Below are 22,996 nucleotides of genomic sequence, written 5' to 3' on the forward strand. Positions count from 1 at the left end.
ATCGGATGTTTATTATCAAAATCGTGATATATTTGGTCAAAATAAGAGAAGAAATTCGTTATTAATATCAATATTATTATAATATAACCAAAGGGGGAAACAAAACATGAAATTTACTGATGGATTCTGGATGACTCGTGAAGGGTACCAGATTCAAAACCCGACTGACATTCGTGATATTGTGCAAAAAGATAATTCTGTGACCGTATATGCGGCAACTAAATATATTCGTTCCAAAGGTGACACGTTGAATGGTACATTGCTTAAAGCAACATACAGCTCACCTATGCCAAACGTTATTCGTGTAACCTTGAATCATCATAAAGGCGGCGTGAAAAAAGGGCCTGTATTTGAGCTTAACACACAAGAAGCCAACGTTGAGATCTCAAAAAATGAACAAGGTGCTGTTTTGAAAAGTGGCAACCTGGAAGTTCAAATCGACAAAACAAACGGTTGGGATATTAGCTTCCTATATGGAGGAAAACGGATTACTGGTAGCGGTCAAAGAGCGGCTGGTTATATTACAGGTCCAAGCAAGGAAGCGTACTTCCGCGAGCAGCTTGATCTCGGTATTGGTGAATACGTTTACGGACTTGGTGAGCGCTTCACACCGTTTGTTAAGAATGGCCAAATCGTCGATACCTGGAATGAGGACGGCGGTACAAGCAGTGAGCAGTCCTATAAAAACATTCCGTTTTATTTGTCCAATAAAGGATATGGCGTATTTGTAAACCATCCGGAACGCGTATCGTATGAGATTGCATCCGAGAATGTATCTAAAGTTCAGTTCAGCGTAGAAGGCGAGACGTTGGAGTACTTCATTATCGGCGGTGACAATCCTAAGGATGTACTTGATAATTATACGAAATTAACAGGTAAACCAGCGCTTCCACCGGCATGGACTTTTGGTCTGTGGCTGACAACGTCATTCACAACGGATTATGATGAAGCAACGGTTAATCATTTCGTAGATGGTATGGCTGAACGTGATCTTCCACTTTCTGTATTCCATTTTGACTGCTTCTGGATGAAGGAATACCAATGGTCTGATTTCGTATGGGATGAAGCGATGTTCCCGGATCCGGAAGGCATGCTTGCACGTCTAAAAGAGAAGGGCCTTAAAATCTGTGCTTGGATCAATCCATATATTGCAGAAAAATCCTACTTGTTCGATGAAGGTATGGAGAACGGTTATCTGGTGAAAACAGCCGATGGCAGCGTATGGCAATGGGATATGTGGCAAGCAGGTATGGCTCTGGTTGACTTCACGAATCCGGATGCTGTGAACTGGTATAAGAGTAAGCTGGAAGTCCTGCTGGATCAAGGTGTAGATTCCTTCAAGACTGACTTTGGTGAAAGAATTCCGACAGATGTTGTGTACTTCGATGGTTCTGATCCGGTTAAAATGCACAACTATTATACACAGCTCTATAACAAAGCTGTATTTGAATTGCTCGAAGAGAAGATTGGCAAAAACGAAGCTGCCTTGTTTGCACGCTCTGCAACAGCAGGTGGTCAACAATTCCCGGTTCACTGGGGCGGAGACTGCTCTTCAACGTATGAATCCATGGCTGAATCCCTTCGGGGCGGCTTGTCGCTCGGACTTTCCGGTTTCGGATTCTGGAGCCATGATATCAGTGGTTTTGAAAGCACAGCGAGCCCTGATGTCTACAAACGTTGGGTACAATTCGGACTGTTATCTTCACACAGTCGCCTGCACGGAAGCACTTCGTATCGTGTGCCTTGGTTGTTTGATGAGGAATCCGTGGACGTTGTTCGTGACTTTACCAAACTCAAAATCAGCCTGATGCCGTACCTGTACAATTCTGCGGTGGAGTCAACGGTAAAAGGGATTCCGATGATGCGCGCTATGCTGCTGGATTTCCCAGAGGACCCAACAACATACAGCCTGGATACGCAATATATGTTTGGCGATTCAATTCTGGTGGCTCCGATCTTCAACAAAGAGGGTGATGTGCGTTACTACCTGCCTGAAGGAACTTGGACGAACTATCTGACTGGAGCGAAAGTACAAGGTGGACGCTGGATCAGTGAAAACCATGACTTCAAAACACTGCCAATGATGGTTAAACCAAACAGCCTGATCGCTGTCGGTGCTGTGGATAGTAAACCGGATTATGACTTTGCAAATGATGTGTCCTTGCACTTGTTCGAACTGGCTGATGGTCAAACGGCTCAAGCTGTTGTTGTGAACCAAGCAGCTGAACAGGAGCTGACAGTTAACGTTACACGTAATGGATCAGTGCTGGATGTTCGTGCTGAAGGTGCGGGCAAACCATGGAGCTTGGTACTTCGCGGCATTGAGAGTGTATCCAGCGTTGAAGGTGGTTCCCAAGTGTCTGGTGCAAATGGTGTTGTTGTTACAGCAGCAACAGGCGCAAGCGCGCTTACAATCCAACTGTAAAATGATATAGTAAAAGAAAAGGACGGTGCCGAAAGGTGCCGTCTGTTTGTCTACGATGATAGGAGATTGAATGAAATGAGTACAATGAATTCGGGTTTGCACTGTACGATATCAGCAGAGATGCTGCATCAACTGGTAGAAATTCATTTTGGAAGCGATACCAAAGTGAAGGAGTTTGGTCTCCTGCAAGGTGGACTTTTTAATACAACGTATCGGATTCACCTTGAACATACATCCTATACGGATGTGATTTTACGTTTGGCACCAGAGCGGGGAGAGATGGAGGCTGGTTCTGCGGCTGATCCACTTTTTTCTTTTGAACGCACGATGATGGCGGCTGAACCGATTGTGTATGAATATTACCGTAACGCAGGCATTCCTGCTCCCAACATTATCGCCTGTGATGACAGCGGATCAATCATCCCAAGAACGTACATGTTTATGGAGTTTATCCCGAGTAAGCAGCTGGATCACGCATCAATTTCAGATATAAACAAAGAGCGATTGTACCATCAGCTTGGCGCCTATACCGCCATCATGCATCAGATCGAGGGTACATCGTTTGGCTGGCCGCAGGGGGATGGGACGATTAAAGGCTCGGATCAATGGTCCGAGGTGCTGCACTCTTTTGCAGAAGAAACAGCACTTAAAGCGGCACGAGCCGATTATATGTCAGGTGTGGGAGAAGATATCGCTGCTATTTTCATCAAAAATAAAGACTTATTTGATCAAGTGACCCGCCCGGTACTCGTTCATAATGACCTGTGGGAAGCAAATGTACTTGTTCATCAGGAAAACGGTGAGCTGAACATTGCGGCCATCATTGACGGAGATCGTTCCATGTTTGCCGACAGGGAGTTTGAAGCCATATTGTCGTCAGAATCGGTGGCTTTTCATGAAGGATATGATCGTCCATTGGACTCATCCGCTGAAGGACAGGCACGCAGGCTTGCCTATCGAATACTGTCTTCGTATTTTAATGCCTACGTTCATGAACATCAGGTCAATCAACCTGAAGATGGTCAGAAGTATCACCAGCGCACGCTGGATTTACTGGAGCAATGGAAGCAACTTGGACTTAACTAATTCGCAGGGGGAATGAAGGATGAAGGAGTATCATCAATACCCGATGTGGGACGCATCACTTTCACTTGAGGAAAGGTTGGATGACCTGATTGCACGATTGACCACTGAGGAGAAAATCAGACTAATTCCTACACGCGAAGCAGCTGTACCAAGACTGGGCATCCCAGCCTACAACGTTGGGGGCGAAGCTGCCCACGGGGTTGCATGGAAAGGGGAGGCAACGGTATTTCCGCAACCGTTCGGTCTATCCAGTACCTGGAATACAAGGCTCATGCGGGAGATTGGTTCAGTCATTGGCGATGAAGCGAGGGCATACCATCACCGTAATCCTGAGGTTCACGGGTTAACATTGTGGGCACCAACGGTTGATCTGGAACGTGACCCACGCTGGGGCAGAACGGAAGAGGGATATGGCGAGGATCCGGTCCTCACGGGAGAAATGTCGGCGGCTCTCGTCAAAGGTATGCAGGGGAATGATCCTTTTTATCTGAAAATGGTTGCGACATTGAAACACTTTTTTGCCAATAATAATGAGAAAGATCGGCTGAATTGTTCATCCAGCATTGATCCGCGCAATCTGCGGGAATATTATCTAAAAGCATTTGAGACACCATTTGTGGAAGGTGGAGCCTTGTCCATGATGACAGCTTACAATTCCATCAATGGTACACCTGCCATTGAAAGTCCATATGTGAATGATGTGGTTAAGGGTGAGTGGGCGATGCCAGGTTTCATTGTATGTGATGGTGGAGACCTGTCACAGACGGTGAATTATCATGGTTATCATACCAGTCATGCCGAATCAGCAGCAGGTGCGTTGAAGGCAGGAGTGGATTGTCTTACAGATGAAGTTGATCTTGTTGTATCTGCTCTGGAGGAGGCTCTTGACCAGAATCTGTTGAAAATAGCTGATTTGGACAGAGCGATCCGCAACATCTTTGGTGTGCGAATGCGACTTGGACAACTCGATCAGTCCGGGCTCAATCCATATGCGTCTATTCCCGAGTCGGTATTATGTGCACCGGAACATGCCAAACTTAGTTATCGTGCCGCTGCCGAATCGATTGTTTTGCTCCAAAATGATGGATTACTTCCCTTGCAGGCAGAAGCGTTGCAGAAAATCAGTGTGATTGGGCCACTTGCGGATGTTGTCTATACCGATTGGTACAGTGGCACATTGCCTTATCGAGTATCCGTCCTCGATGGATTGCGCAATCGGCTACCTGAAGCAGACGTGACCTATGTCGATGGGAATGACCGTATTCAGCTGAAGACAACAGACGGTCAGGTTATAACCTTGGGTGCGGAAGGTACACTCGTCGCTGTAAAGGAGGGCAGTGCATCCACAGCCGCCGAATTTGAACATCAGGATTGGGGTTGGGGAAGTCATACGCTGAGAAGTGTAAACAATAATCGATACGTTAGCTTAACCGAGCAAGGCATATATCAGGCAAACGCACCGGAGATTGGTGGCTGGTTTGTAAAGGAAGTTGTTCGCATAGATCCTCTAACGGATGGAAGTAACACCTTGCGGACGTGGAACGGTATCCCTGTTGGACTGAGCGAATATCAGGGACAATCTGCTGTATCACCACTCCGGCCACAAGGAGAACAAACTACAGCTACAGGTACAAATCCGAATGATGTTGGTGACTCTGGACACGCAAGTCAATCACCAGGCAATACACAGATACCTTCTGCATTCAATATTGATATTGTGACCAGCGGAATACAACAAGCCGTAGAAGCTGCACGTGGCAGTCAGGCATCTGTCGTTGTTGTTGGCAACAGCCCATATATCAACGGCAAAGAAGAAATTGACCGCCCAAGTTTGCTGCTTCCTCCGAGTCAGGTCGAGCTTGTCAAAGCCGTGTGTGAAGCCAATCCCAATACAGTGGTTGTCATTATGGGCAGTTATCCATTTGCCTTGCAGGAGTTGAAAGGTATTGCCCGCGCAATCGTTTATATGACACATGCAGGTCAGGAATTGGGGAACGCGCTTGCAGATGTGCTGTTAGGTCATTATGCCCCGGCAGGCAGATTAAACATGACATGGTATGAAGATGAATCACAGCTTCCTGACATGATGGATTATGACATCATTCAGAATGGCATGACCTATATGTATCATGAAGGACCGGTTCAATATGCATTTGGTCATGGCCTGACGTATTCCGAATTCGAATACGAAGCGATTCGTGTAAGTCGAAGTGCTTCGGCGGAATCCACCACCACAGATCAATTGAAGATTGAGGTGGAGGTACACAATAAGGGTGAACGTGACAGTGATGAAGTTGTTCAGATCTATGGATCTTCATATACCTCCCGAGTGAAACGTGCTCAGAAGCAACTGCTTGCTTTCCGTCGTGTTCAAGTCAAAGCAGGGACACGTGTTACGATAAGTTTCGAAGTTCCTGTTCAGAAGCTGGCGCTATGGGATGTTACCCGAGCTCGATACTGCGTGGAGACAGCGACCTGGGCCATCCTGTCAGGGCGTTCTTCCGCAGATATACGTCAGTCGGCTGATATTGAAATTGAAGGTGAGACGATTCCGGATCGTCCGCTGCACTTGCTTACCTTTGCGGAGAATTACGATGCTTGTGCAGGTGTTCTACTGGATGAATGTCTGGAAGGACGTTCGGCAGTTCGGGCAATCACTCCGGAGGAACCTTTATATCGAAAGGGTCAGTCGTCCTGGATATCATTTAACCATAATGCTGTTCAGGAACTGCATGGATTTGAAGCTAGAGTGGCAACTTTCGGGGAAGAAAGCAGACTGGAGATTCGTTCCGGAGGACTGGAGGGCGAACTGCTCGGTGTGTGTGAAGTTTCCGGACCTGGAGGCAGTGTGAATGGGAAAGATATTAAGTGGACAACGGTCCAGTGTTCGCTTGAGGCGTCACATAAGGTGAATGAGCTATATATTATTTTCAAAGGTGGAGCAGCGTTACGGCACTTTAGATTGTTGTAGTTGTAGCATGTCCTGAATAATCAACCTCCGAAACAAGCACAATAATGCTGTTGTGTGTAGAATCTGTAAAGGTGGTTGTGGTATGAACGATAAAAAGTGGGACCTTGTCGCACTTGCTTCCATCCCTTTGATTATGACCTTGGGTAATTCCATGCTAATACCGATCCTGCCACAGATTGAACGTGAGTTGAAGGTATCTGCATTTAAGGTCAGTATGCTCATTACAGTCTACGCTGTGGTTGCCATCCTGCTTATTCCTCTTGCAGGGTACTTGTCGGATCGTTTTGGCAGAAAAGCAGTTATCATTCCCAGCCTCGTTATTGCAGCCGTCGGAGGTGCTGTCGCTGGTGTGGCAGCATGGATGCTGAACGGAAACATAGCCTACTGGACCATTCTGGGTGGCAGGTTATTGCAGGGAATAGGTGCTGCTGGCGCATTTCCTATTGTTATCCCGTTGGTTGGGGACATGTTTAATGATGAGAATGAAGTAAGCAAAAGCCTGGGTATCATTGAGACCTCGAATACGTTTGGTAAAGTCATAAGTCCGATTCTCGGTGCAGCGCTGGCAGTCTGGTTTTGGTATGCGCCATTCATGGCTATTCCTATCCTTTGTGTGCTTTCGCTGGTCCTTGTTATTTTCCTAGTGAAGACTCCCCGGAAAAAAGAAAAGCCTCCCACCTTTACTGAATTTGTGGCATCCATTCGTGACGTATTAAAAGAAAAGGGACGCTGGTTGTATGCGTTGTTTGCAATCGGTGGTATTTGCATGTTTGTCATCTTTGGTGTGTTATATTATCTATCCGAGACGTTGGAGAGCGAATTTGCCCTGAAAGGTGTACTTAAAGGACTTGTCCTTGCGATTCCGCTGGCAGCGTTATGTCTGTCTTCTTTCCTGGCAGGGAAGTGGATTGGCAAGAACAAAACGCGAATGAAATGGCTTGGCTTTGCAGGACTTGCGCTTCTGACGGTATCCCTTGGCGTTATAGGTTTATTCGATAATATCTATGTTGTAGTAGGTCTTTTCACATTGGGAAGTGCCGGAATAGGTGCAACGTTACCATGTCTGGATGCATTGATTACAGAAGGCGTGGACAAAAAACAGCGGGGCACAATCACGGCTCTGTTCAGCAGCATGCGATTCATTGGGGTATCTCTCGGTCCACCTGTCGTTTCTTTGTTGATCGGTTCTCATCATTTCCTGCTTTTTGGTGTGCTCGCTGCGTCTGGCGCCGTGGGCGGATTGCTCACCTTATTTGCAGTTAAGCCGGATAAGGGAGATCAACCTACTTCAGGAAGCAAGCAGAAACAGGATGAAACATCTATGGATGTGATCGAGACGAGTAGAGGGTATGTTTCCATAGGTCGCAAGAAAAGTCCATTTTAGATAGACGGTGCTGTATGCTGCGTTCATTTCCATGCTGTCTTAAGTTTAACATCCAGATCTGTTCAAAAAAAACGCGTTTACGCCTAAGAAAGCGGATCAATTTGCTTTCTCGGTGTAAACGCTTTTCTCGTTTCTATGAGCAGAATGACCTTAACCAATCATTCGTGTTTGCTTTTATTCGACTGGCTAGTTTCGGTGTTGCCGGCTCCAGATTCTGAATTCTTGGATTGATCTTGAGGTGGTTCCGTTGCAGTGATATGAGTATGAGCGAGCAGAGCATGAGGTTCAATGGAGAAGCTGCCGCTTCGTTTTCCCTGAATCAGATATATAAGCAAGAACAGAATCATAAACATTACGGAATATCGATACATATCGGTATAACTGGTTATGGCCGCAATGGCGCCAAGAAGAAGGGCACCGGTCGCAATACCCAGATCCAGCGAGTTCAAAAACATACCATTAGCCATACCCCGTTGAGTAGGAGATACAACTTGAATCATCCAGGTCTGCAGAGACGACTGCATGGAACCATAACCGATTCCGTAGATAAAGGCAGCAATGAACAGGAGGGACATGGAGGTTGCATACGAGAGCAGAATGAGGCCGACAGCAACGAATATTGCCCCTGGAATGAGCAGTGCTTTTGGACCTTTATTGTCATAGATCCGTCCTGCAAATGGTCTAACCAATAACACGGCGAATGCATTGAACAAAAAGAACAGCGCAGGATTGGCCAGATTGGCTTCCTTACCATACAAAACGATGAATCCGACAAGCCCACCATAGGTGATGGATAACAGGCAATTCAGCACACTGGGCAGAATCAGCTTGCGGTTGAAAGGTATCTTCTGTTTTGGGTTGGACCCTGAGGCACTTGTTGTGGCTTGTGGCATGATGGTTGTACTGTTATCGGTTCTGACTGCTTTTTTGCGTGTCAGCGAATAACTCAGTGGATAGATCACAGCGAGCACACCCGCAGTACATAACATCAGGGTTACAAAACCTGCACCCTGGAGCAGAGTGACCCCAATGATTGGCCCCATAGACATAGCCAGGCTAGTCGATAGACCAAAGTAACCCATACCTTCACCCATTCGTTTGACGGGCACAATGTCCGAGGCCATCGTTGGAAAAGCGGTACTGCTCATACCAAACCCGATACCAAACAACATTCTCAGCAACAAGAGCACAGCTATACCGGCAGCAAAATAATAGCCGAGCGTTGCCAGCAGGGCTACGGACAGGCCTATATAAATCATGGCGTTACGAAGACCCTTCTCCAGTGCTTTCGCGGAATAGAGACGGGCTGCTATGGCACTTAGTGCAAACAGACAGGTGAATAAACTTACTTCAAATGCATTGGCGTGAAATCGCTCCTGAACGTAGGACGGAAGCGGAGAGACAATCATGTGCAGTTGCAAGAACAACAAGAAGTTGCACAGCATCAGCAGAATAAAATCGGTGGTCCATAGTCTAACTTGTGTAGATTGTTCTTTCATGATGATGTATTCCCCCTGAGTTGTGATTCCTTACAAGTTGCGGTTAATGAGGGAAAGAGTATGTTTAAATGCTTCCATCTGGTCTTCGGATATACCTTCAGCAAGTTCTTTATTCATTTCTCTTTCAATCGGAACGAGGATATCAATTAACGCTTTGCCTTCCGTGGTGAGATATAACAGATAGGCTCTGCGATCCTGTTCGCTGGTCCGGCGTTCTACCCAGCCTTTTTTCTCAAGCAGATCAATAATCCGCGCAGTGGTGGGTTGGTCTTTGAAGACACGTGCAGCGAGCTCCTTCTGATTAACACCTTCGCCGCGGTCAACATTAAAGAGAACAGAAAATTGCTCTGTCGTAATATCATAAGGTTTGAATCGCGTCGCAAGTAAAGCTACTGCTTTACGGTGTGTGAAACCCAGCATGAATCCAACAGATTGTTCCAGTGTATAGTCCATGTGATTGCTAGACCTCGCTTCCATAATAAAATGTCCCAATTAATTAGTTGTTACAACAACTATATGTCAAACAAGTATTTTTGTCAAAATGAAATATTCTCATATCGAACTTACGTGTGCGCTGTGCAATGATCCGAAAATACTGTTAGAATAGGTATGAAACCGCTTTTATAGAATCGATGTCTAGCGTGCTTGAAGAATGGAGAAAACCAATTTGCTCTAACTGATGTTGGAGATGAACAAGGAGAGCTGTGTATGCTAAAGAATATACCCGCAATAATACCTCCAGAGTTACTCAAAATTATGTCCGAAATGGGTCATGGAGACGAGTTGGTTCTGGCGGATGGTAATTTCCCCGCAGCCAGTCATGCCAAGCGACTAGTACGTTGTGATGCACTGGGAGTTGTTGAACTGCTGGATGCCATCCTGCAATTATATCCACTGGATACCTATGCTGAGCGTCCCGCTGCTGTCATGCAGGTTGTGAAAGGGGATCAGGTGATCCCGATCATATGGGAAGACTACCGCCGGTTGATTGAAGAATACGAAGGCATTACGGATGCTTTTGATCATGAAGAACGATTTGATTTTTATAAACGCGCTTCGAATGCCTATGTGATTGTTGCAACTGGTGAGCGAGCGCAATATGCCAATCTGATTTTGAAGAAAGGCGTCATTTTCCCCGATGCTGATCCTGGTCAGGAACAGCAGAATGCTGAATCGAACTGAATAATTACGGCGACGGAGCAGTGGATGCTTTGGTCGCCTTTTTATTTTTACCAATACGAAGTAAATATAACAAGCGCGCATGAACGAACGTCATCTCACTGCTCAAGATACTACAAACTTTGATTGCAGATGATGAATGGGGAAAAGGAAAGGACTGTTTTACAATTGAAGAAATACAAACGAGGAGACGATGCTCTCCATCCCAGAGGAGTTGAGTGAAATGCAGCACCGAATCAGACAAGCGGGTCTTCTTGATAGTAACGAAGTGGGACGTTTGTTCAATGAGTACAGGATGTTCTACAACCAAAATGCTGATATTGAGGCAGCACGTCAGTATATTAGAGAACGAATGGAAGGCCATGAATCGGTGATTTTGGTAGCAGAAACAGATGCGGAAAGTGATCATGGGACAGATGAAAGTAACGTTATGTCACTCTCGAAAGGCTTAATTTGTACTGGATTCGTTCAGCTATATCCCAGTTTTAGTTCGGTATCGATGGGGCCTGTCTGGGTGCTTAATGATCTATATGTGCATCCGGATTATCGTCAGCAAGGCATTGCCAAGAAGCTCTTGCAAGCAGCCAAGCAATTGGCATCTGAGCGAGGAGTTCTTCGTATATCACTCTCAACTGAGTTAAGTAACAAACAAGCGCAAGCTTTATATGAATCCGAAGGATATGCACAGGATACTAAATTCATGTATTATGAACTTAATGTATAAGAGGTTGCTCAAAAAGACGCACTATATAAATGAATGGCACACTCGTGTCGTCGGCAACAAGGGAGGGGAGTCGCAACATGATGCAGTGGATTGCCATGATCACGATGTTAATTGATCATATAGGGGCTGTCTTTTTTCCACATATTATAGAGTTGAGGATCATAGGTCGTATCGCTTTTCCAATCTATGCTTTTACAGTGTATATCGGTTATAAACATACACGAGACGTACAAAAATACATATGGCGGCTGTTCTGGATTGCGATCATATCACAGGTGCCGTTCATGGCTGCGTTTAATCATTATTCTCTGAACGTGGTATGGACATTGTGGTCAGCCCTGTTGGTATTATTCGTTATTGATAAATTGCCATCCAAACTACTGGCGATTCCGATTGTAATTGGAGCAGGTTGGTTCATGGAAATTAGCCAAATGGATTACGGGATGTACGGGTTGTTATTGGTTCTGTTATTCCGCTATTTCCAGGGTCCTGTACTTGTCGTAGCACATGTCGTGTTAAATGCACTATATCTTCTGCTGCATAACAGCTCTGTGCAAATGTATAGTGTGCTCGCAACCGCCGGCATTGCTATTGCTCAGTATTACCAAGCGGGATTCCGTATGAAGGGGCCACGTTGGGTCTGGCGTTATTTCTATCCAGCGCATCTTGCCATCATTGCAATTATCCGATGGGTCTAAAAGAGTGATCCGGAATGAAGCCAAAAACAAAGAAGCCACTTTCATCGTCATTTACTGACGAGAAGGTGGCTTCTTTGTTTTCATTTTTGTTATTTATGATTATTGCTAATGTACGAAGTGTTGAAAATAAAGAACTTACTCCATTGCTGTAGAAGTGCCGTTATGGTGCCGGATTGCAGACGGGAAATATCCAATCTGAACGGCGTAGTCTAACATGGCGGAGATGAAGCGATCATCTGTTTTTGCACATGAGATGCCAGCAGGTTCCACATAAGCCGTTGTCACAGGGCAAGCATAGACATATGCTGAATCCTTCGCACCGTCGCCTTCAAGCTGTGCAATAGCCAACTGAAGAGCTTCCGGCTCTTTGCTGATGCTCGCATCGAACAACCAACGTGTGTAATCGGCGAAAGGTAGCGTTTCGACTTCGTAACCAGCCCGATTCACAGAACGGATCAGCTCGTCATAACGGATGGGCTCCGGATTACAGATGTGGAATACACGACCGGCGGTATCCTGACGTAAGGCCAGATGAACGATAGCTTCACTTGCATAGTTGATCGGTGTAAAATCAACCATCCAGTCAGCCGCAGGAGCCTTGCCGAGCAATAACATCGCTTTGATCATACGATAAAAGGCGTTGCTATCAATATTGGACTGGAAGCGTCCAGTTTCGGAGTGGCAAGTGAGATTACCTGCACGATAGATGCTGACAGGTACACCTTCCTCTGCCGCAATCATAAGCACTTTCTCGGCTTCAAGCTTGCTGTCCGAATACAGGTTGTCCACATGCAAATCAGCCGGGAACCGATCATATTGCAGGGAAGATTCCCATTGTCCGCTGAGTGCGAGATCTTCCGGAATACCCATCGTGGATACATGGTGGAAGGAAGCACCTGGTTTGCTGCGAATCAAGTCCAGCAATGCGACCGTTCCTTCCACGTTTGTTTTGGCGAACTGACCGGCATCGCCGAAATGACGTACGTCTGCAGCGCAGTGGATGACACGGTCAATTCGATCCTGAACATAAGCCCTTTGTTCAGCGGACAGACCGAGATTAGGTTGTTCGAGATCCCCTTCAATAATCTCCACGCGAGTGGAGAGTTGGTCAGTCAGTTGTTTGCCGAAATAACCTTCCAGCACGTTAGTCAAACGTTCCATTGCAGTTATTTCATTGGATGGTCGACGAACAAGGGTGTAGATCCGTGTACTGGAATTCAGAATTAACTGTTGCAGCACATGAGAGCCCAGATAACCAGTTGCTCCAGTCAGCAACACATGCTCAGGTTCACGAATGAGCGGATACCCCAACTGGGGCGTTAGCTCCACAGGGTGTTCGGATAATTGTGTAATCATACCATCGGTCACCACTGAATCCGTAACTACTGCTGCACTGAGAGACAATACTTCCACACGACGAGCGAGAGCACGGACTGTTTTCTCGGCAAAGAAGTCGGCAATGTTCAGTTGCGGATAATGTGGCTTCAGAATAACCAGTACATGAATAACCCGGAGTGAATCCCCACCGATATTGAAGAAGCTGTCTTCGACACCGAAGTCATCGTGCTGAAGGATTTCTTTCCATGCGTCCAAGATAATGGATTCCGTCTCCGTCTCAGGCATGACCCGGTCAGGGCGATCTTCATGTCGTTCCACATGAGGCAGGGATACCATCGCTTTGCGATTGATTTTTCCAGTCGGTGCAATCGGCATTTCATCCAGCTGACAGATCCACTTTGGTACAAAATAAGATGGAAGTTTTTCCGTCAGTTCTGCCTTGATGTCCGAAACAGAAAGGGTACTGCCATCTTTCGATGTAAAGTAACCAACCAGCATATTTTGTCCATCGGATTCTTTCTTCGGAATGACCGCAACGTTCTGGATCTGATCAAGCCGTGCAAAGTGATCTTCAATCTCCCCGATCTCAATCCGGTGACCACGAATTTTTAGCTGAGAGTCACTGCGACCAACATATTCCAGCATCCCGGTATCCAGCAATTTGGCAATATCGCCAGACTTGTAGATTTTCTCACCTATCGCAAACGGGTTTTCAATGAATGCTTGCGCTGTACGTTCTGGCTGATTCAGATAACCTTTGGCCAATGCAGGGGTAGCAATATATACCTCACCAGGTACACCTGCCGGACAGAGCTGTTGTTCTTCATTTACAATGTATACTTTGTAGTTATGAATCGGTTTACCGATAGGGATGTTCACCACATGTTCAGGAACCTGCTCACTGATGCGGTGAGTAGTTGTGGCTACTGTACATTCGGTAGGTCCGTACACATTAACAATATCAATCTGGTTTCCGAATTTGCGCTGGAAGGCACGAACCTGTTCACCATATAACGCTTCTCCGGCTACAGTAATGATTCTGACTTTGGCCAGCTTGTGGAAACCTTCATGGGATAAGTAGGAAGCAAGCTGATTGAAGAAAATCGTAGGCAGTATCGTAATGATGGTTGTTCCTGTCCGTTCAATTGCACTTGCGAATTCTTCAACGGATACACGTTCTTCCGCAGACAACAGATATAATTCTGCTCCATAGAACAAGGCGCCAATGGTATCCCACACGGATGCATCAAAGCTGTATGTAGCAAACTGGGTTAATACATCACCTGGTTGAATGTCACAATCACGCTGAACCACACTGCCAAGATTGGTTACACCCCGGTGGGCAATCAGTGCACCTTTGGGTTTACCGGTCGACCCTGACGTGTAGATAATATACGCAAGATCATCGGGCTGAATATCCAGATTTGGGTTACTTGCTGCAAATCCGGCTAAACGACCATCCACAGCGAGAATCTGACGGACCGTAGCTATACTGGAGAACAAGCTGGAAGCTTGGGCATAAGAAGCCTCCGTTGTCAGCACGAAGGAGGATGCCGTATCTTCCACGATATAACTGTTACGTTCTTGTGGATGCTCAGGGTCGATAGGAACATACGCACCACCTGCCTTCAGAATACCAAGCAGGGAGATGATCGTCTCCAGACTTCGATCCATAAAGATACTGACGAATTCACCTTTCTGCAATCCATTGGATAACAGAACACGTGCAACCTGATTAGCTCGTTCATTCAATTCCCTGTACGTATAACTTTTGGATGGCGATGTTATCGCCGGTGAATCTGGATATGCCGCTGCCGTTGCTTCGAACCAGCCATGAACCGTTTGATTCTCTGGTTCGAGAACAGAAGTATCATTCATTTCACGGTAAAGCAATCGATCTGAGGCGGAAAGAATATCTACCGTACCGATTGCTTTCTCACCGTCACGCACGAGGGCGAGTAGAAGAGTCTGATAATATTCTGCATATCTCAGCACGGTAGACTCTTTTAACAGTGAACTATCATAGAACAGATCGAGGATGAGCATGTTCTGATCATCTCGAACGTTCCAGTTTAATATTTGAGGAGCTTGAGGCAACTGTACACTATTCAGCATAAAAAACGATTCAGGGTATCCACCGTTTTGCAACGTGTATTCAATCTTGAGCTGCTCTGAAACTTGATGACATAGTTGGCTGAAGGTCAATTTCCCCTGAATCTGTAATGAAAGATAGGAAGCTGCCTGATCGGGGGAAAGTATACCTATGGCAAGTTCCTGTTCAGCTGACAATCGGAATAACAAGGCTGCATAAGCTGAGAGTAGTACCGGGTACACCATCTGTTCTCCATACTTCTGTTTAAGTTCACGGCTCAGAGAAGCATGTAATGTGATTTGAGCAGACTGATAAGAGAATGATTGTTGACGTCGCCCAAAATCCAGTGGAATCTGCAGAACTGGCAAGCTAGATTCCATGGAATGGGAAGAAGATGGTTGGTTTTCAATCACTTCAGTTATTCCTCCTTGGTTCAAACCGAATGTTTGTGGATTTGAATTATTGTTTGCTTACATTGAAATGAGAGATCAATTCTTGGAGTTCCTCAGACATGCTGTTAAGGCGTGTGGAGGAGTCTACCAGTGTAATCAAAGATGCTTTTTGCTCATCAACAGATGAGGAAATTTGTTCACTGCTGTTTGCTGTCTTGCTTACGCTTGAAGACAAGTCGTCCGCTGTAGCGGTCATTTCCTCCGTACCCGCAGAGATTTCTTCTGTCGCGCTTGATACTTCCTGAATCTGATTAGATACTTTTTTCGCTGCTTCTAAAATATCTTCGAACAGTTGTCCTGTTTGATCGGCTACGCTGAGTCCTGTATCTACTTCTGACGTACCTTGTTCCATAGCACGTACAGCTTGTTTAATTCCAGCTTGAATCTCTTGGATCAATACGCCAACCTGGCTGGTTGCTTGTTCAGACTGCTCGGCAAGTTTGCGTACTTCACCTGCAACAACTGCAAATCCTCTTCCTTCTTCACCAACACGAGCTGCTTCAATGGATGCATTAAGAGCAAGCAAGTTGGTCTGGCTGGAGATTCCCGAGATGATATTGAGAATATCGCCGATTTCCTGTGAACGACTCTCCAGAACCTCAATGGCAGAAGCGGTATTCTTAACCGATTCCGTAATCAGATTCATCTGTTCAGATACCTGACGGACAACACTGTTACCTTGTTGCGAACGACGTTCCATTTCATAGGCTTCATCCGCCACACTAGCCGAGCTACTGGCAATCGTCTGGATTACGGTAGCCATCTCGGACATGGCACGTGCACTATCCCGGGTTGCCTGTTCCTGTGAACGAATGTTGGAAGTGATTTGAGTTACATTATTATTGATAGAATCTGCATTCTCACTGTTGCGCTCGGAAACTTCATATAGCTCTTTGGCAGACTGATTTACTTCTTGTGACGTGATTTGCACTTTAACGATAGTATCGTTGATTTTGCGAACCATGGTGTTGAACTTCTCGTTAACGAGTCCCAGATCGTCTTTGCCTGTCGGAATGTTGACATTCAAATTACCCCGACTTACGTCATCAATTCCTTTGATCAAGTGACGGATAGGGGAAAGTGTGTTTTTAACTACAAGGTATTGGATAATCAGGAATAACAGCAAGAAGGCCACAAGGATGATAATTCCGTTTTTGAGCAAGGAATTTAGTCCCGCAGGTACAGCTGATGCATCTGCATCAACGGCAAAATATGAGAAAATCTTTCCGTTGCTGTCTTTGATTGGATATGCAATGGTTGTCCATGTTCCGAAATCATCGGAATAAAATGTTGTGAATGTTGGGCGATCCGTATTAAGCATTTCTTTCAGTGCATTGGCTACAACGACCGGCTGCTCATACATGTCACCAATATTTACGTTCTCACTTTGAAAAGCTTCTCTTAGATTGGTCGGCATCGCTACAAGGGAAGTTAATCTCTTGTTATCGCCACCGAGCTCAACACCGAAGATGTAGGCTTGTGCAATGTTAGGATAATATTCTTGCATCTCATCGAAATACGCTCGTAATTTCGTTTGTGTTGCTCCATCATAGCTACCTTCCGCAATAGCAGCTTGTACCTCGGTAGGGTTGATATCTTCAGCCCACTTTTTGGTAATTTGTTCCACCTGTCCATGCAGTTGATCAACAAGAACTGTTTTTTGAAAATAGTAACTGCTTGCGATAAGTGCTACCCCGATGATAACGATATTGGTAAATGAGAGTAACAAATTTTTGGAGAAAAACGACATGCTTTTCCAACTTAATGATTTCACTAAATTCCACTCCTGATCTTCTTTAAATTAAGAAACTTTAGGGTTGCATTGGTACAGTGAACTAGATCATTCCGTGATCCCCTCCAAAGGAAATTTATGCGACCATGGTCTTGGTTTATCAGTCGCTTTCGTAGAGACTTATGTACCGTATGAACCATAGGTGTCTAATTATTAAAACACATCTATAATTAATATGTCGTATAAAATGTCGTTAAATTGAATAGTATCGTTAAATTTTTTTTAATATTTTACGTATTTATGGACATATCAGATGGTTTATAGGTATTTAGAACTGTTTATTTTAAAATTTCCCATTTTTTAGCTTCATTCTGTATTCTATAACATGGTGGGTAAAAATACATCCTTCAACAAAACAAAAATATGATGGCAGAGATGCAACAGAAGGCACGGATATACATCGGAAGCGGTTTTATCTATAATAACTACATATGCATTTCTCAAATTATGAGCAGCGGGGGTTTATAGATGAATCTTAAACAGATAGCAGCAGAGCGTGCGGCAGAATATGTTGAAGATGGAATGAAGGTTGGATTGGGTACAGGTTCAACAGCTTATTATGCCATCTGCCGGATCGGTGAGCGGGTACGTGATGGATTGAACATTCAAGCGGTTGCCACTTCAGAGGCTTCGGACAAGCTTGCCCGTGAATGGGGGATTCCCATCGTCCCATTTGACCAGATTGGACGTCTGGATCTGACCATTGATGGTGCTGATGAAGTTGATCCCGAATTTAACCTGATTAAAGGGGGGGGCGGGGCTCTTTTGCGTGAGAAAATCGTGGCGGCCAATAGTGACAAATTGATTATTGTAGCGGATGGCAGCAAAGCCGTGCAAAAGTTGGGGAAATTCCCGCTTCCAGTTGAGGTGGTTCCATTTGCTTCTGAGTGGACCTTCCAGGCGCTCGAAAAATTGGGGTGTCAACCACAGTGGCGGATGGATGGACAGCAACGTTATCTGACAGACAACGGAAACCTGATAGCAGATTGCCACTTGGAGGCGATTGATCACGCTGCGGACCTTAATGTTCAATTGAACATGTTACCAGGTGTTGTTGATAACGGACTATTTGTGGATATGGCTAGTACAGTCATTCTTGCCAATGCGGACGGAAGTATCGAAGAGCTTCATCGTTCTTAATATGGAAGAGGGTGCTTTTCATCGTATGAAAGAACTGCCAATCGTTGATGGGGAACTTGTACTCAGGTGTGTGGAGAAACAGGATCTGAAAGAACTCTATGAATTGATCTACAGTGATGATGTACCTGAATGGAAGCAATGGGATGCACCCTATTACCCACTTAAACACGAAAGTTATGAAAGTTTTGAACAAGGTATGCTCAAACGTATGGACGTAGATCCAGGCGATTCCAAACCCGTATCAATCCGTATTATTGAATCCGACAGACAAATTGTGGGTACAATCAGCTATTACATAGAAGATGAGTTATCCATGTGGCTGGAAATGGGGATTGTAATATACAGATCTGTCCAGTGGGGACGCGGGGTTGGCACACGCTCACTTGTCATGTGGTCAAGTCATTTGTTCGAACAGATGCCTTTGGTTCGGGTTGGATTGACTACTTGGTCTGGTAATGAACGTATGATGCGTGCGGCTGTGAAAGCCGGATTACAGGTAGAGGGGCGAATGCGGAAGTGTCGCATCGTTCGGGGGCAGTACTATGATTCAATTCGTATGGGGATGCTCCGTGAGGAGTGGGAGCAGAAGCTGGCCCCTCATACGAGCCGAAATGTAAACAACTGATGGAGGATTATTGAAATGCTGAACACGGAGGACAACCGGGAACTGTCTTTACAATTATTCGTGGTTCTTGTTCGGGCCTACAATTCTGTGACCTCACGTTCCAATCGGGACATCCAGAGTCACGGACTGAATACGACAGAATTTGGTGTACTTGATTTGTTATATCATAAGGGACCGCAGGCATTGCAAAAGATTGGTGAAAAGGTGTTAATGTCCAGTGGTAATATTACGTATGTTGTAGATAAGTTGCAAAATAAAAATCTGCTGTTTCGTCGACCATCCAAGGAAGATCGGCGTGTCATTTATGCTGAGTTAACCGAGGAAGGAAGAGAACTATTCACACAGATATTTCCTCAACACCATCAGGTAATCATTGATGCTTTGGAAGGACTTGACCCTTCCGAGAAAGTAGCTGCGATTAAGATGTTGAAGAAGCTGGGACTGGCGGCAGAAGGGAAAACTGACTTGCGTTCATAACGCAGGTCAGTTTTTTTTGTGGATCTCGAAAAGTACAGGTATATACTGGCTGACTGACTTGCAAGGCCCTCCATAATATAGGAAGATTGTTCTATACATTCATCGTGTGTAAAACATGATTATCGAAAGTTCATGTATAATGGAACATAACGATTAAGAGCGGAATGGATGGATTGGATCAAGTAGAAGAACTTATCCCGATTGCAAGTTAGCTAACATCAATCTCATTCTGGATTAGTCACGAATGAAGATTGAGTGTGATGCGGGTATGAGGAGGGGTGCATCTATGAGTCATCAAGAAGCAGGAGAACGTTTGCTCCAAGAATCTGCGAACTTAGCTGATAAAATAACGGAGAAACAGTATCTCAGACAGCCCGATTTACTTGAGCGATTTGGCGAGAATGGAAAAATGCGAACCAAACAGGATTCGGAGTATAGCTTGAACTATTTGGCAGAAAGTGCGCTCGTACAGAGTCCAGGTCTGTTTACTCATTATATTGCCTGGCTGAAAGTTCTACTTGAGGGTTATAAGGTATCACCAGAAGACCTGGCGATTAATCTCAATCTGATCAAAGAGACATTGGAAGAAGAATTTGACCATCCGTCAAAGGCACTTCTGCTCGAGTATCTGGAGATGGGAATATATAGAACAACACATATGGAGTCACAAGCGGGTTACATCAACGAATCCATGCCATATGGAGATGCCGCGCAATCGTACTTACAGTGCTTGCTTGAGAATAAACGGAAAGAAGCCTTTGAGATCATTGAAGCCCAGTTAGAAGCCGGGGTGACGATTCGTGATATTTATCGATATATCTTTCAGCCCACCCAATATGAAATTGGACGATTGTGGCAATGCCATCGTATCAGTGTAGGGCAAGAACACTTTTGTACGGCAGCGACCCAGTCATTCATATCACGTCTTTATTCCCGCTGGCTGATTCATACGGGTCAGGATAAAAAACTAGTGGCTACCTGTGTAGGCAGTGAGCAACATGAGATCGGACTGCGTATGCTCACAGATGTGTTCGAGATGGAAGGTTGGGATACGCACTATCTGGGAGCCAATGTTCCCAATGGAAGTGTCATAGAGGCTATAGAGCGGCATCAGGGCGATGTTGTTGCGATTTCAGTTACGATGACGTATCACCTTCATCTGGCCAAAGAGTTGATTCATCTGATCCGTCATCATCCGGCAACGGCACATGTGAAGATTATGGTTGGGGGATATCCCTTTAATATTGATCAGGAGTTGTGGAAAACGATAGGAGCTGACGGTTATGCTCCAGGAGCCGATGAAGCGGTAGCGGTTGCAGAACAATTACTGTCTCAGCCAGCTACATGTAATTATCTTGATATGGTTAGGGATTAGGAGAGGGATGTTGTGATGTCTAATGAGAGCGGAGAGATACAGAGGCTACGCAGAACGATTGAGCAGTTATCAGATCAGATGATCCGGAGTAAAGAGCAAGAGGAACGGACACTTACGGAATTCTCGGATATGAATAATGAACTGGTGACACTCCAGCGTCTGCTTGCAAAGAACAATAACAGTCTTGAAGCTGCACGTCAGCAAGCAGTAGATGCAGGTGATTCAAAAATCGCATTTATTGCAGGCATCAGTCATGATTTTCGTACGCCATTAAATGGCATATTGGGGATGGCTGAGATGCTGAAGTTGTCTCCCTTGTCTGAAGAACAGGAAAATTCCGTTTCCGTTATACAGGATGCTGCCAAACTGCTGCTTAAGCTGATTCAGGATCTTCTGGATCTGTCCAAACTTGAGGCGGGGCAGATGCGACTTGAACTGGGAGAAGTGGATCTGCAAGAGACGATAAACTATATCGTTCGTTTGCTCGAACCCCAAGTCAGAAAGAACGGAAATCAGTTATCGATAGACTGTGACCCCAGAATCTCTACTCTTCTTGAAGGGGATTCAACGAGGATTACACAGATACTGATCAATCTAATTCAGAATGCGAACAAATTCACATCAGAAGGTACAGTGCGGATACGAGTCACCCTTATGAAAGATGATGAGATTACACAAATGATCCGATTTGAAGTCGAAGACACGGGGATTGGTATCTCGGAAGAAGATCAGAACCAGTTATTTCAACCCTACGTGCAGACTGAACAAGGTCGCTCAAGTGAGTATGGAGGAACGGGCCTTGGATTATCGATCTGCAAGTCGCTCGTTACACTGATGGAAGGTCAGATTGGAGTAGACAGTCAGGAGGGTGAAGGATCAACATTCTGGTTCGAACTTACACTTGGTAAGAAAGACGGTAACCAGTCCGCTAACCAGTCTGTTGCTTCCGCTCAAAAGCATCAGGGGCAGGATATGGATGATGAAGCTCCTTCTGTATCTGTATTGCTGGCCGATGATAATGTCATCAACCGGCAGCTTGTTATGTTGCAGCTCAAAAAACTGGGAATAACCCAAGTGGACGCTGTAGTGAATGGGGAAGAGGCAATAGCTGCTTTTCTCAGCAAAAAATACAGTTTGATTCTCATGGATTATATGATGCCAGTGATGGACGGTTTGGAGGCAACACGCAAAATCCGCTCGATAGAAATGGATGAAATGCGCCATACCACACCAATCATTGCAATGACAGGTAATGTCATGCAGGGAGAGAAAGACAAGTGTATGGAAGCCGGGATGAATGACTTTATTGGCAAACCCTTCACGCTGGAAATTCTGAGTAAGATGATCGAGAAGTGGCAGCAATCCTCCGAACCGACCGAGGTACTAAATATGAGCATCGTACATGAGATCGCGGAATTAAACACCGATGGCGATCGTACACTCCTTGGTATGTTGTTGGACATGTATCGTACCGATACACCTGGCAAGATTGAGGTGCTGCGCAGGCATATTGTGTCCGGTGACCATGTTGCTGCAACCGAGGTAGCCCATGATCTGAAATCAGGGAGTTTGAGCCTAGGGATTCGTTATTTATCAACTTTGTTTGCTCAGATAGAGCAGTTCGCGAAGGAAGGTCAATCACGGAAAGCAGAACCTTTGCTGGATGCTTTGTTACCCGCCTATCAAGCAGCATGTGCAGCACTGCAACGAGTAAGTAAAGATTGAACATATCTTAATGA

The 22,996-nt window shown here is 45.4% G+C and carries 16 protein-coding genes; 12 read left to right on the top strand and 4 right to left on the bottom strand.

The features are described 5' to 3' along the window. Positions 1-106 precede the first annotated feature (106 nt). The 4 genes from yicI (at position 107) to bcbE (ending at position 7,866) form a co-directional block, all read left to right on the top strand. A complete protein-coding gene (gene yicI, locus PAEAM_RS24960) occupies positions 107-2,425 on the top strand; it encodes an alpha-xylosidase (RefSeq protein ID WP_100529350.1) in 2,319 nt (772 codons plus the stop codon). 75 nt (positions 2,426-2,500) lie between these two features. Further along, positions 2,501-3,511, top strand: coding sequence for a phosphotransferase family protein (locus PAEAM_RS24965; protein ID WP_100529351.1), 1,011 nt, complete (start codon positions 2,501-2,503; stop codon positions 3,509-3,511). A gap of 19 nt (positions 3,512-3,530) precedes the next feature. Beyond that, positions 3,531-6,482, top strand: coding sequence for a glycoside hydrolase family 3 C-terminal domain-containing protein (locus PAEAM_RS24970; protein ID WP_100529352.1), 2,952 nt, complete (start codon positions 3,531-3,533; stop codon positions 6,480-6,482). 82 nt (positions 6,483-6,564) lie between these two features. Continuing rightward, the gene (gene bcbE, locus PAEAM_RS24975) at positions 6,565-7,866 is read left to right on the top strand and encodes a bacillibactin exporter BcbE (RefSeq protein ID WP_100529353.1); all 1,302 of its coding nucleotides are present in this window, start codon (positions 6,565-6,567) and stop codon (positions 7,864-7,866) included. Positions 7,867-8,024: 158 nt separating this feature from the next. Here bcbE and PAEAM_RS24980 read toward each other — a convergent pair whose 3' ends face one another. Both PAEAM_RS24980 and PAEAM_RS24985 read right to left on the bottom strand, forming a co-directional pair. Continuing rightward, entirely contained in the window at positions 8,025-9,365 is a 1,341-nt protein-coding gene (locus tag PAEAM_RS24980; protein WP_100529354.1) for an MFS transporter, read from the bottom strand. Positions 9,366-9,395: 30 nt separating this feature from the next. Further along, complete coding sequence (locus PAEAM_RS24985; RefSeq protein WP_235200756.1) at positions 9,396-9,842, bottom strand: MarR family winged helix-turn-helix transcriptional regulator; 447 nt, start codon at positions 9,840-9,842, stop codon at positions 9,396-9,398. 231 nt (positions 9,843-10,073) lie between these two features. Between PAEAM_RS24985 and PAEAM_RS24990 the strand changes: the two genes are divergently transcribed. The 3 genes from PAEAM_RS24990 to PAEAM_RS25000 all read left to right on the top strand — a co-directional run bounded on the left by PAEAM_RS24990 (position 10,074) and on the right by PAEAM_RS25000 (position 11,966). Further along, positions 10,074-10,547, top strand: a complete 474-nt coding sequence (locus tag PAEAM_RS24990) for an RbsD/FucU family protein (protein ID WP_036609525.1) — start codon at positions 10,074-10,076, stop codon at positions 10,545-10,547. 220 nt (positions 10,548-10,767) lie between these two features. Next, on the top strand, positions 10,768-11,268 hold the full coding sequence (locus PAEAM_RS24995) for a GNAT family N-acetyltransferase (protein WP_133120484.1): 501 nt from the start codon (positions 10,768-10,770) through the stop codon (positions 11,266-11,268). 77 nt (positions 11,269-11,345) lie between these two features. Continuing rightward, positions 11,346-11,966: a TraX family protein gene (locus PAEAM_RS25000; protein ID WP_243391463.1), complete on the top strand. Its 621-nt coding sequence runs from the start codon at positions 11,346-11,348 to the stop codon at positions 11,964-11,966. Positions 11,967-12,101: 135 nt separating this feature from the next. On the opposite strand, the gene PAEAM_RS25005 is transcribed toward PAEAM_RS25000, so the two are convergent. Further along, entirely contained in the window at positions 12,102-15,776 is a 3,675-nt protein-coding gene (locus tag PAEAM_RS25005; protein ID WP_481856137.1) for a non-ribosomal peptide synthetase family protein, read from the bottom strand. A 79-nt stretch (positions 15,777-15,855) separates the two neighbouring features. Beyond that, positions 15,856-17,598 carry a methyl-accepting chemotaxis protein gene (locus PAEAM_RS25010; protein ID WP_100529440.1) on the bottom strand — a complete coding sequence of 581 codons (1,743 nt, stop codon included), beginning with the start codon at positions 17,596-17,598 and terminating at the stop codon, positions 15,856-15,858. Between the two features lie 510 nt (positions 17,599-18,108). On the opposite strand from PAEAM_RS25010, the gene rpiA reads away from it, so the two are divergent. The 5 genes from rpiA to PAEAM_RS25035 all read left to right on the top strand — a co-directional run bounded on the left by rpiA (position 18,109) and on the right by PAEAM_RS25035 (position 22,982). Further along, positions 18,109-18,780 (top strand): ribose-5-phosphate isomerase RpiA, encoded by a 672-nt coding sequence (gene rpiA, locus PAEAM_RS25015; protein WP_047842431.1) that lies wholly within the window; start codon positions 18,109-18,111, stop codon positions 18,778-18,780. Positions 18,781-18,805: 25 nt separating this feature from the next. Continuing rightward, positions 18,806-19,405, top strand: coding sequence for a GNAT family N-acetyltransferase (locus tag PAEAM_RS25020; RefSeq protein WP_243391464.1), 600 nt, complete (start codon positions 18,806-18,808; stop codon positions 19,403-19,405). Positions 19,406-19,420: 15 nt separating this feature from the next. Continuing rightward, positions 19,421-19,882 (top strand): MarR family winged helix-turn-helix transcriptional regulator, encoded by a 462-nt coding sequence (locus PAEAM_RS25025; RefSeq protein WP_036670259.1) that lies wholly within the window; start codon positions 19,421-19,423, stop codon positions 19,880-19,882. Between the two features lie 286 nt (positions 19,883-20,168). Further along, a complete protein-coding gene (locus PAEAM_RS25030) occupies positions 20,169-21,257 on the top strand; it encodes a cobalamin B12-binding domain-containing protein (protein WP_100529358.1) in 1,089 nt (362 codons plus the stop codon). A 15-nt stretch (positions 21,258-21,272) separates the two neighbouring features. After that, positions 21,273-22,982 carry an ATP-binding protein gene (locus PAEAM_RS25035; protein ID WP_100529359.1) on the top strand — a complete coding sequence of 570 codons (1,710 nt, stop codon included), beginning with the start codon at positions 21,273-21,275 and terminating at the stop codon, positions 22,980-22,982. Positions 22,983-22,996 lie beyond the last annotated feature (14 nt).

The sequence above is a fragment of the Paenibacillus sp. GM1FR genome (genome assembly GCF_002803315.1).
Taxonomy (GTDB): domain Bacteria; phylum Bacillota; class Bacilli; order Paenibacillales; family Paenibacillaceae; genus Paenibacillus; species Paenibacillus amylolyticus.

Bases quoted from the DNA above. Each gene is read 5' to 3' on its own strand.
- PAEAM_RS25005 (WP_481856137.1), bottom strand. From the start codon at position 15,776: ATGGAATCTAGCTTGCCAGTTCTGCAGATTCCACTGGATTTTGGGCGA.
- PAEAM_RS25000 (WP_243391463.1), top strand. From the start codon at position 11,346: ATGATGCAGTGGATTGCCATGATCACGATGTTAATTGATCATATAGGG.
- PAEAM_RS25020 (WP_243391464.1), top strand. From the start codon at position 18,806: ATGAAAGAACTGCCAATCGTTGATGGGGAACTTGTACTCAGGTGTGTG.
- PAEAM_RS25010 (WP_100529440.1), bottom strand. From the start codon at position 17,598: ATGTCGTTTTTCTCCAAAAATTTGTTACTCTCATTTACCAATATCGTT.
- PAEAM_RS25025 (WP_036670259.1), top strand. From the start codon at position 19,421: ATGCTGAACACGGAGGACAACCGGGAACTGTCTTTACAATTATTCGTG.
- PAEAM_RS24995 (WP_133120484.1), top strand. From the start codon at position 10,768: ATGCAGCACCGAATCAGACAAGCGGGTCTTCTTGATAGTAACGAAGTG.
- PAEAM_RS24985 (WP_235200756.1), bottom strand. From the start codon at position 9,842: ATGGAAGCGAGGTCTAGCAATCACATGGACTATACACTGGAACAATCT.
- PAEAM_RS24970 (WP_100529352.1), top strand. From the start codon at position 3,531: ATGAAGGAGTATCATCAATACCCGATGTGGGACGCATCACTTTCACTT.
- PAEAM_RS24980 (WP_100529354.1), bottom strand. From the start codon at position 9,365: ATGAAAGAACAATCTACACAAGTTAGACTATGGACCACCGATTTTATT.
- PAEAM_RS24990 (WP_036609525.1), top strand. From the start codon at position 10,074: ATGCTAAAGAATATACCCGCAATAATACCTCCAGAGTTACTCAAAATT.
- PAEAM_RS25035 (WP_100529359.1), top strand. From the start codon at position 21,273: ATGTCTAATGAGAGCGGAGAGATACAGAGGCTACGCAGAACGATTGAG.
- PAEAM_RS24965 (WP_100529351.1), top strand. From the start codon at position 2,501: ATGAGTACAATGAATTCGGGTTTGCACTGTACGATATCAGCAGAGATG.
- yicI (WP_100529350.1), top strand. From the start codon at position 107: ATGAAATTTACTGATGGATTCTGGATGACTCGTGAAGGGTACCAGATT.
- bcbE (WP_100529353.1), top strand. From the start codon at position 6,565: ATGAACGATAAAAAGTGGGACCTTGTCGCACTTGCTTCCATCCCTTTG.
- PAEAM_RS25030 (WP_100529358.1), top strand. From the start codon at position 20,169: ATGAGTCATCAAGAAGCAGGAGAACGTTTGCTCCAAGAATCTGCGAAC.
- rpiA (WP_047842431.1), top strand. From the start codon at position 18,109: ATGAATCTTAAACAGATAGCAGCAGAGCGTGCGGCAGAATATGTTGAA.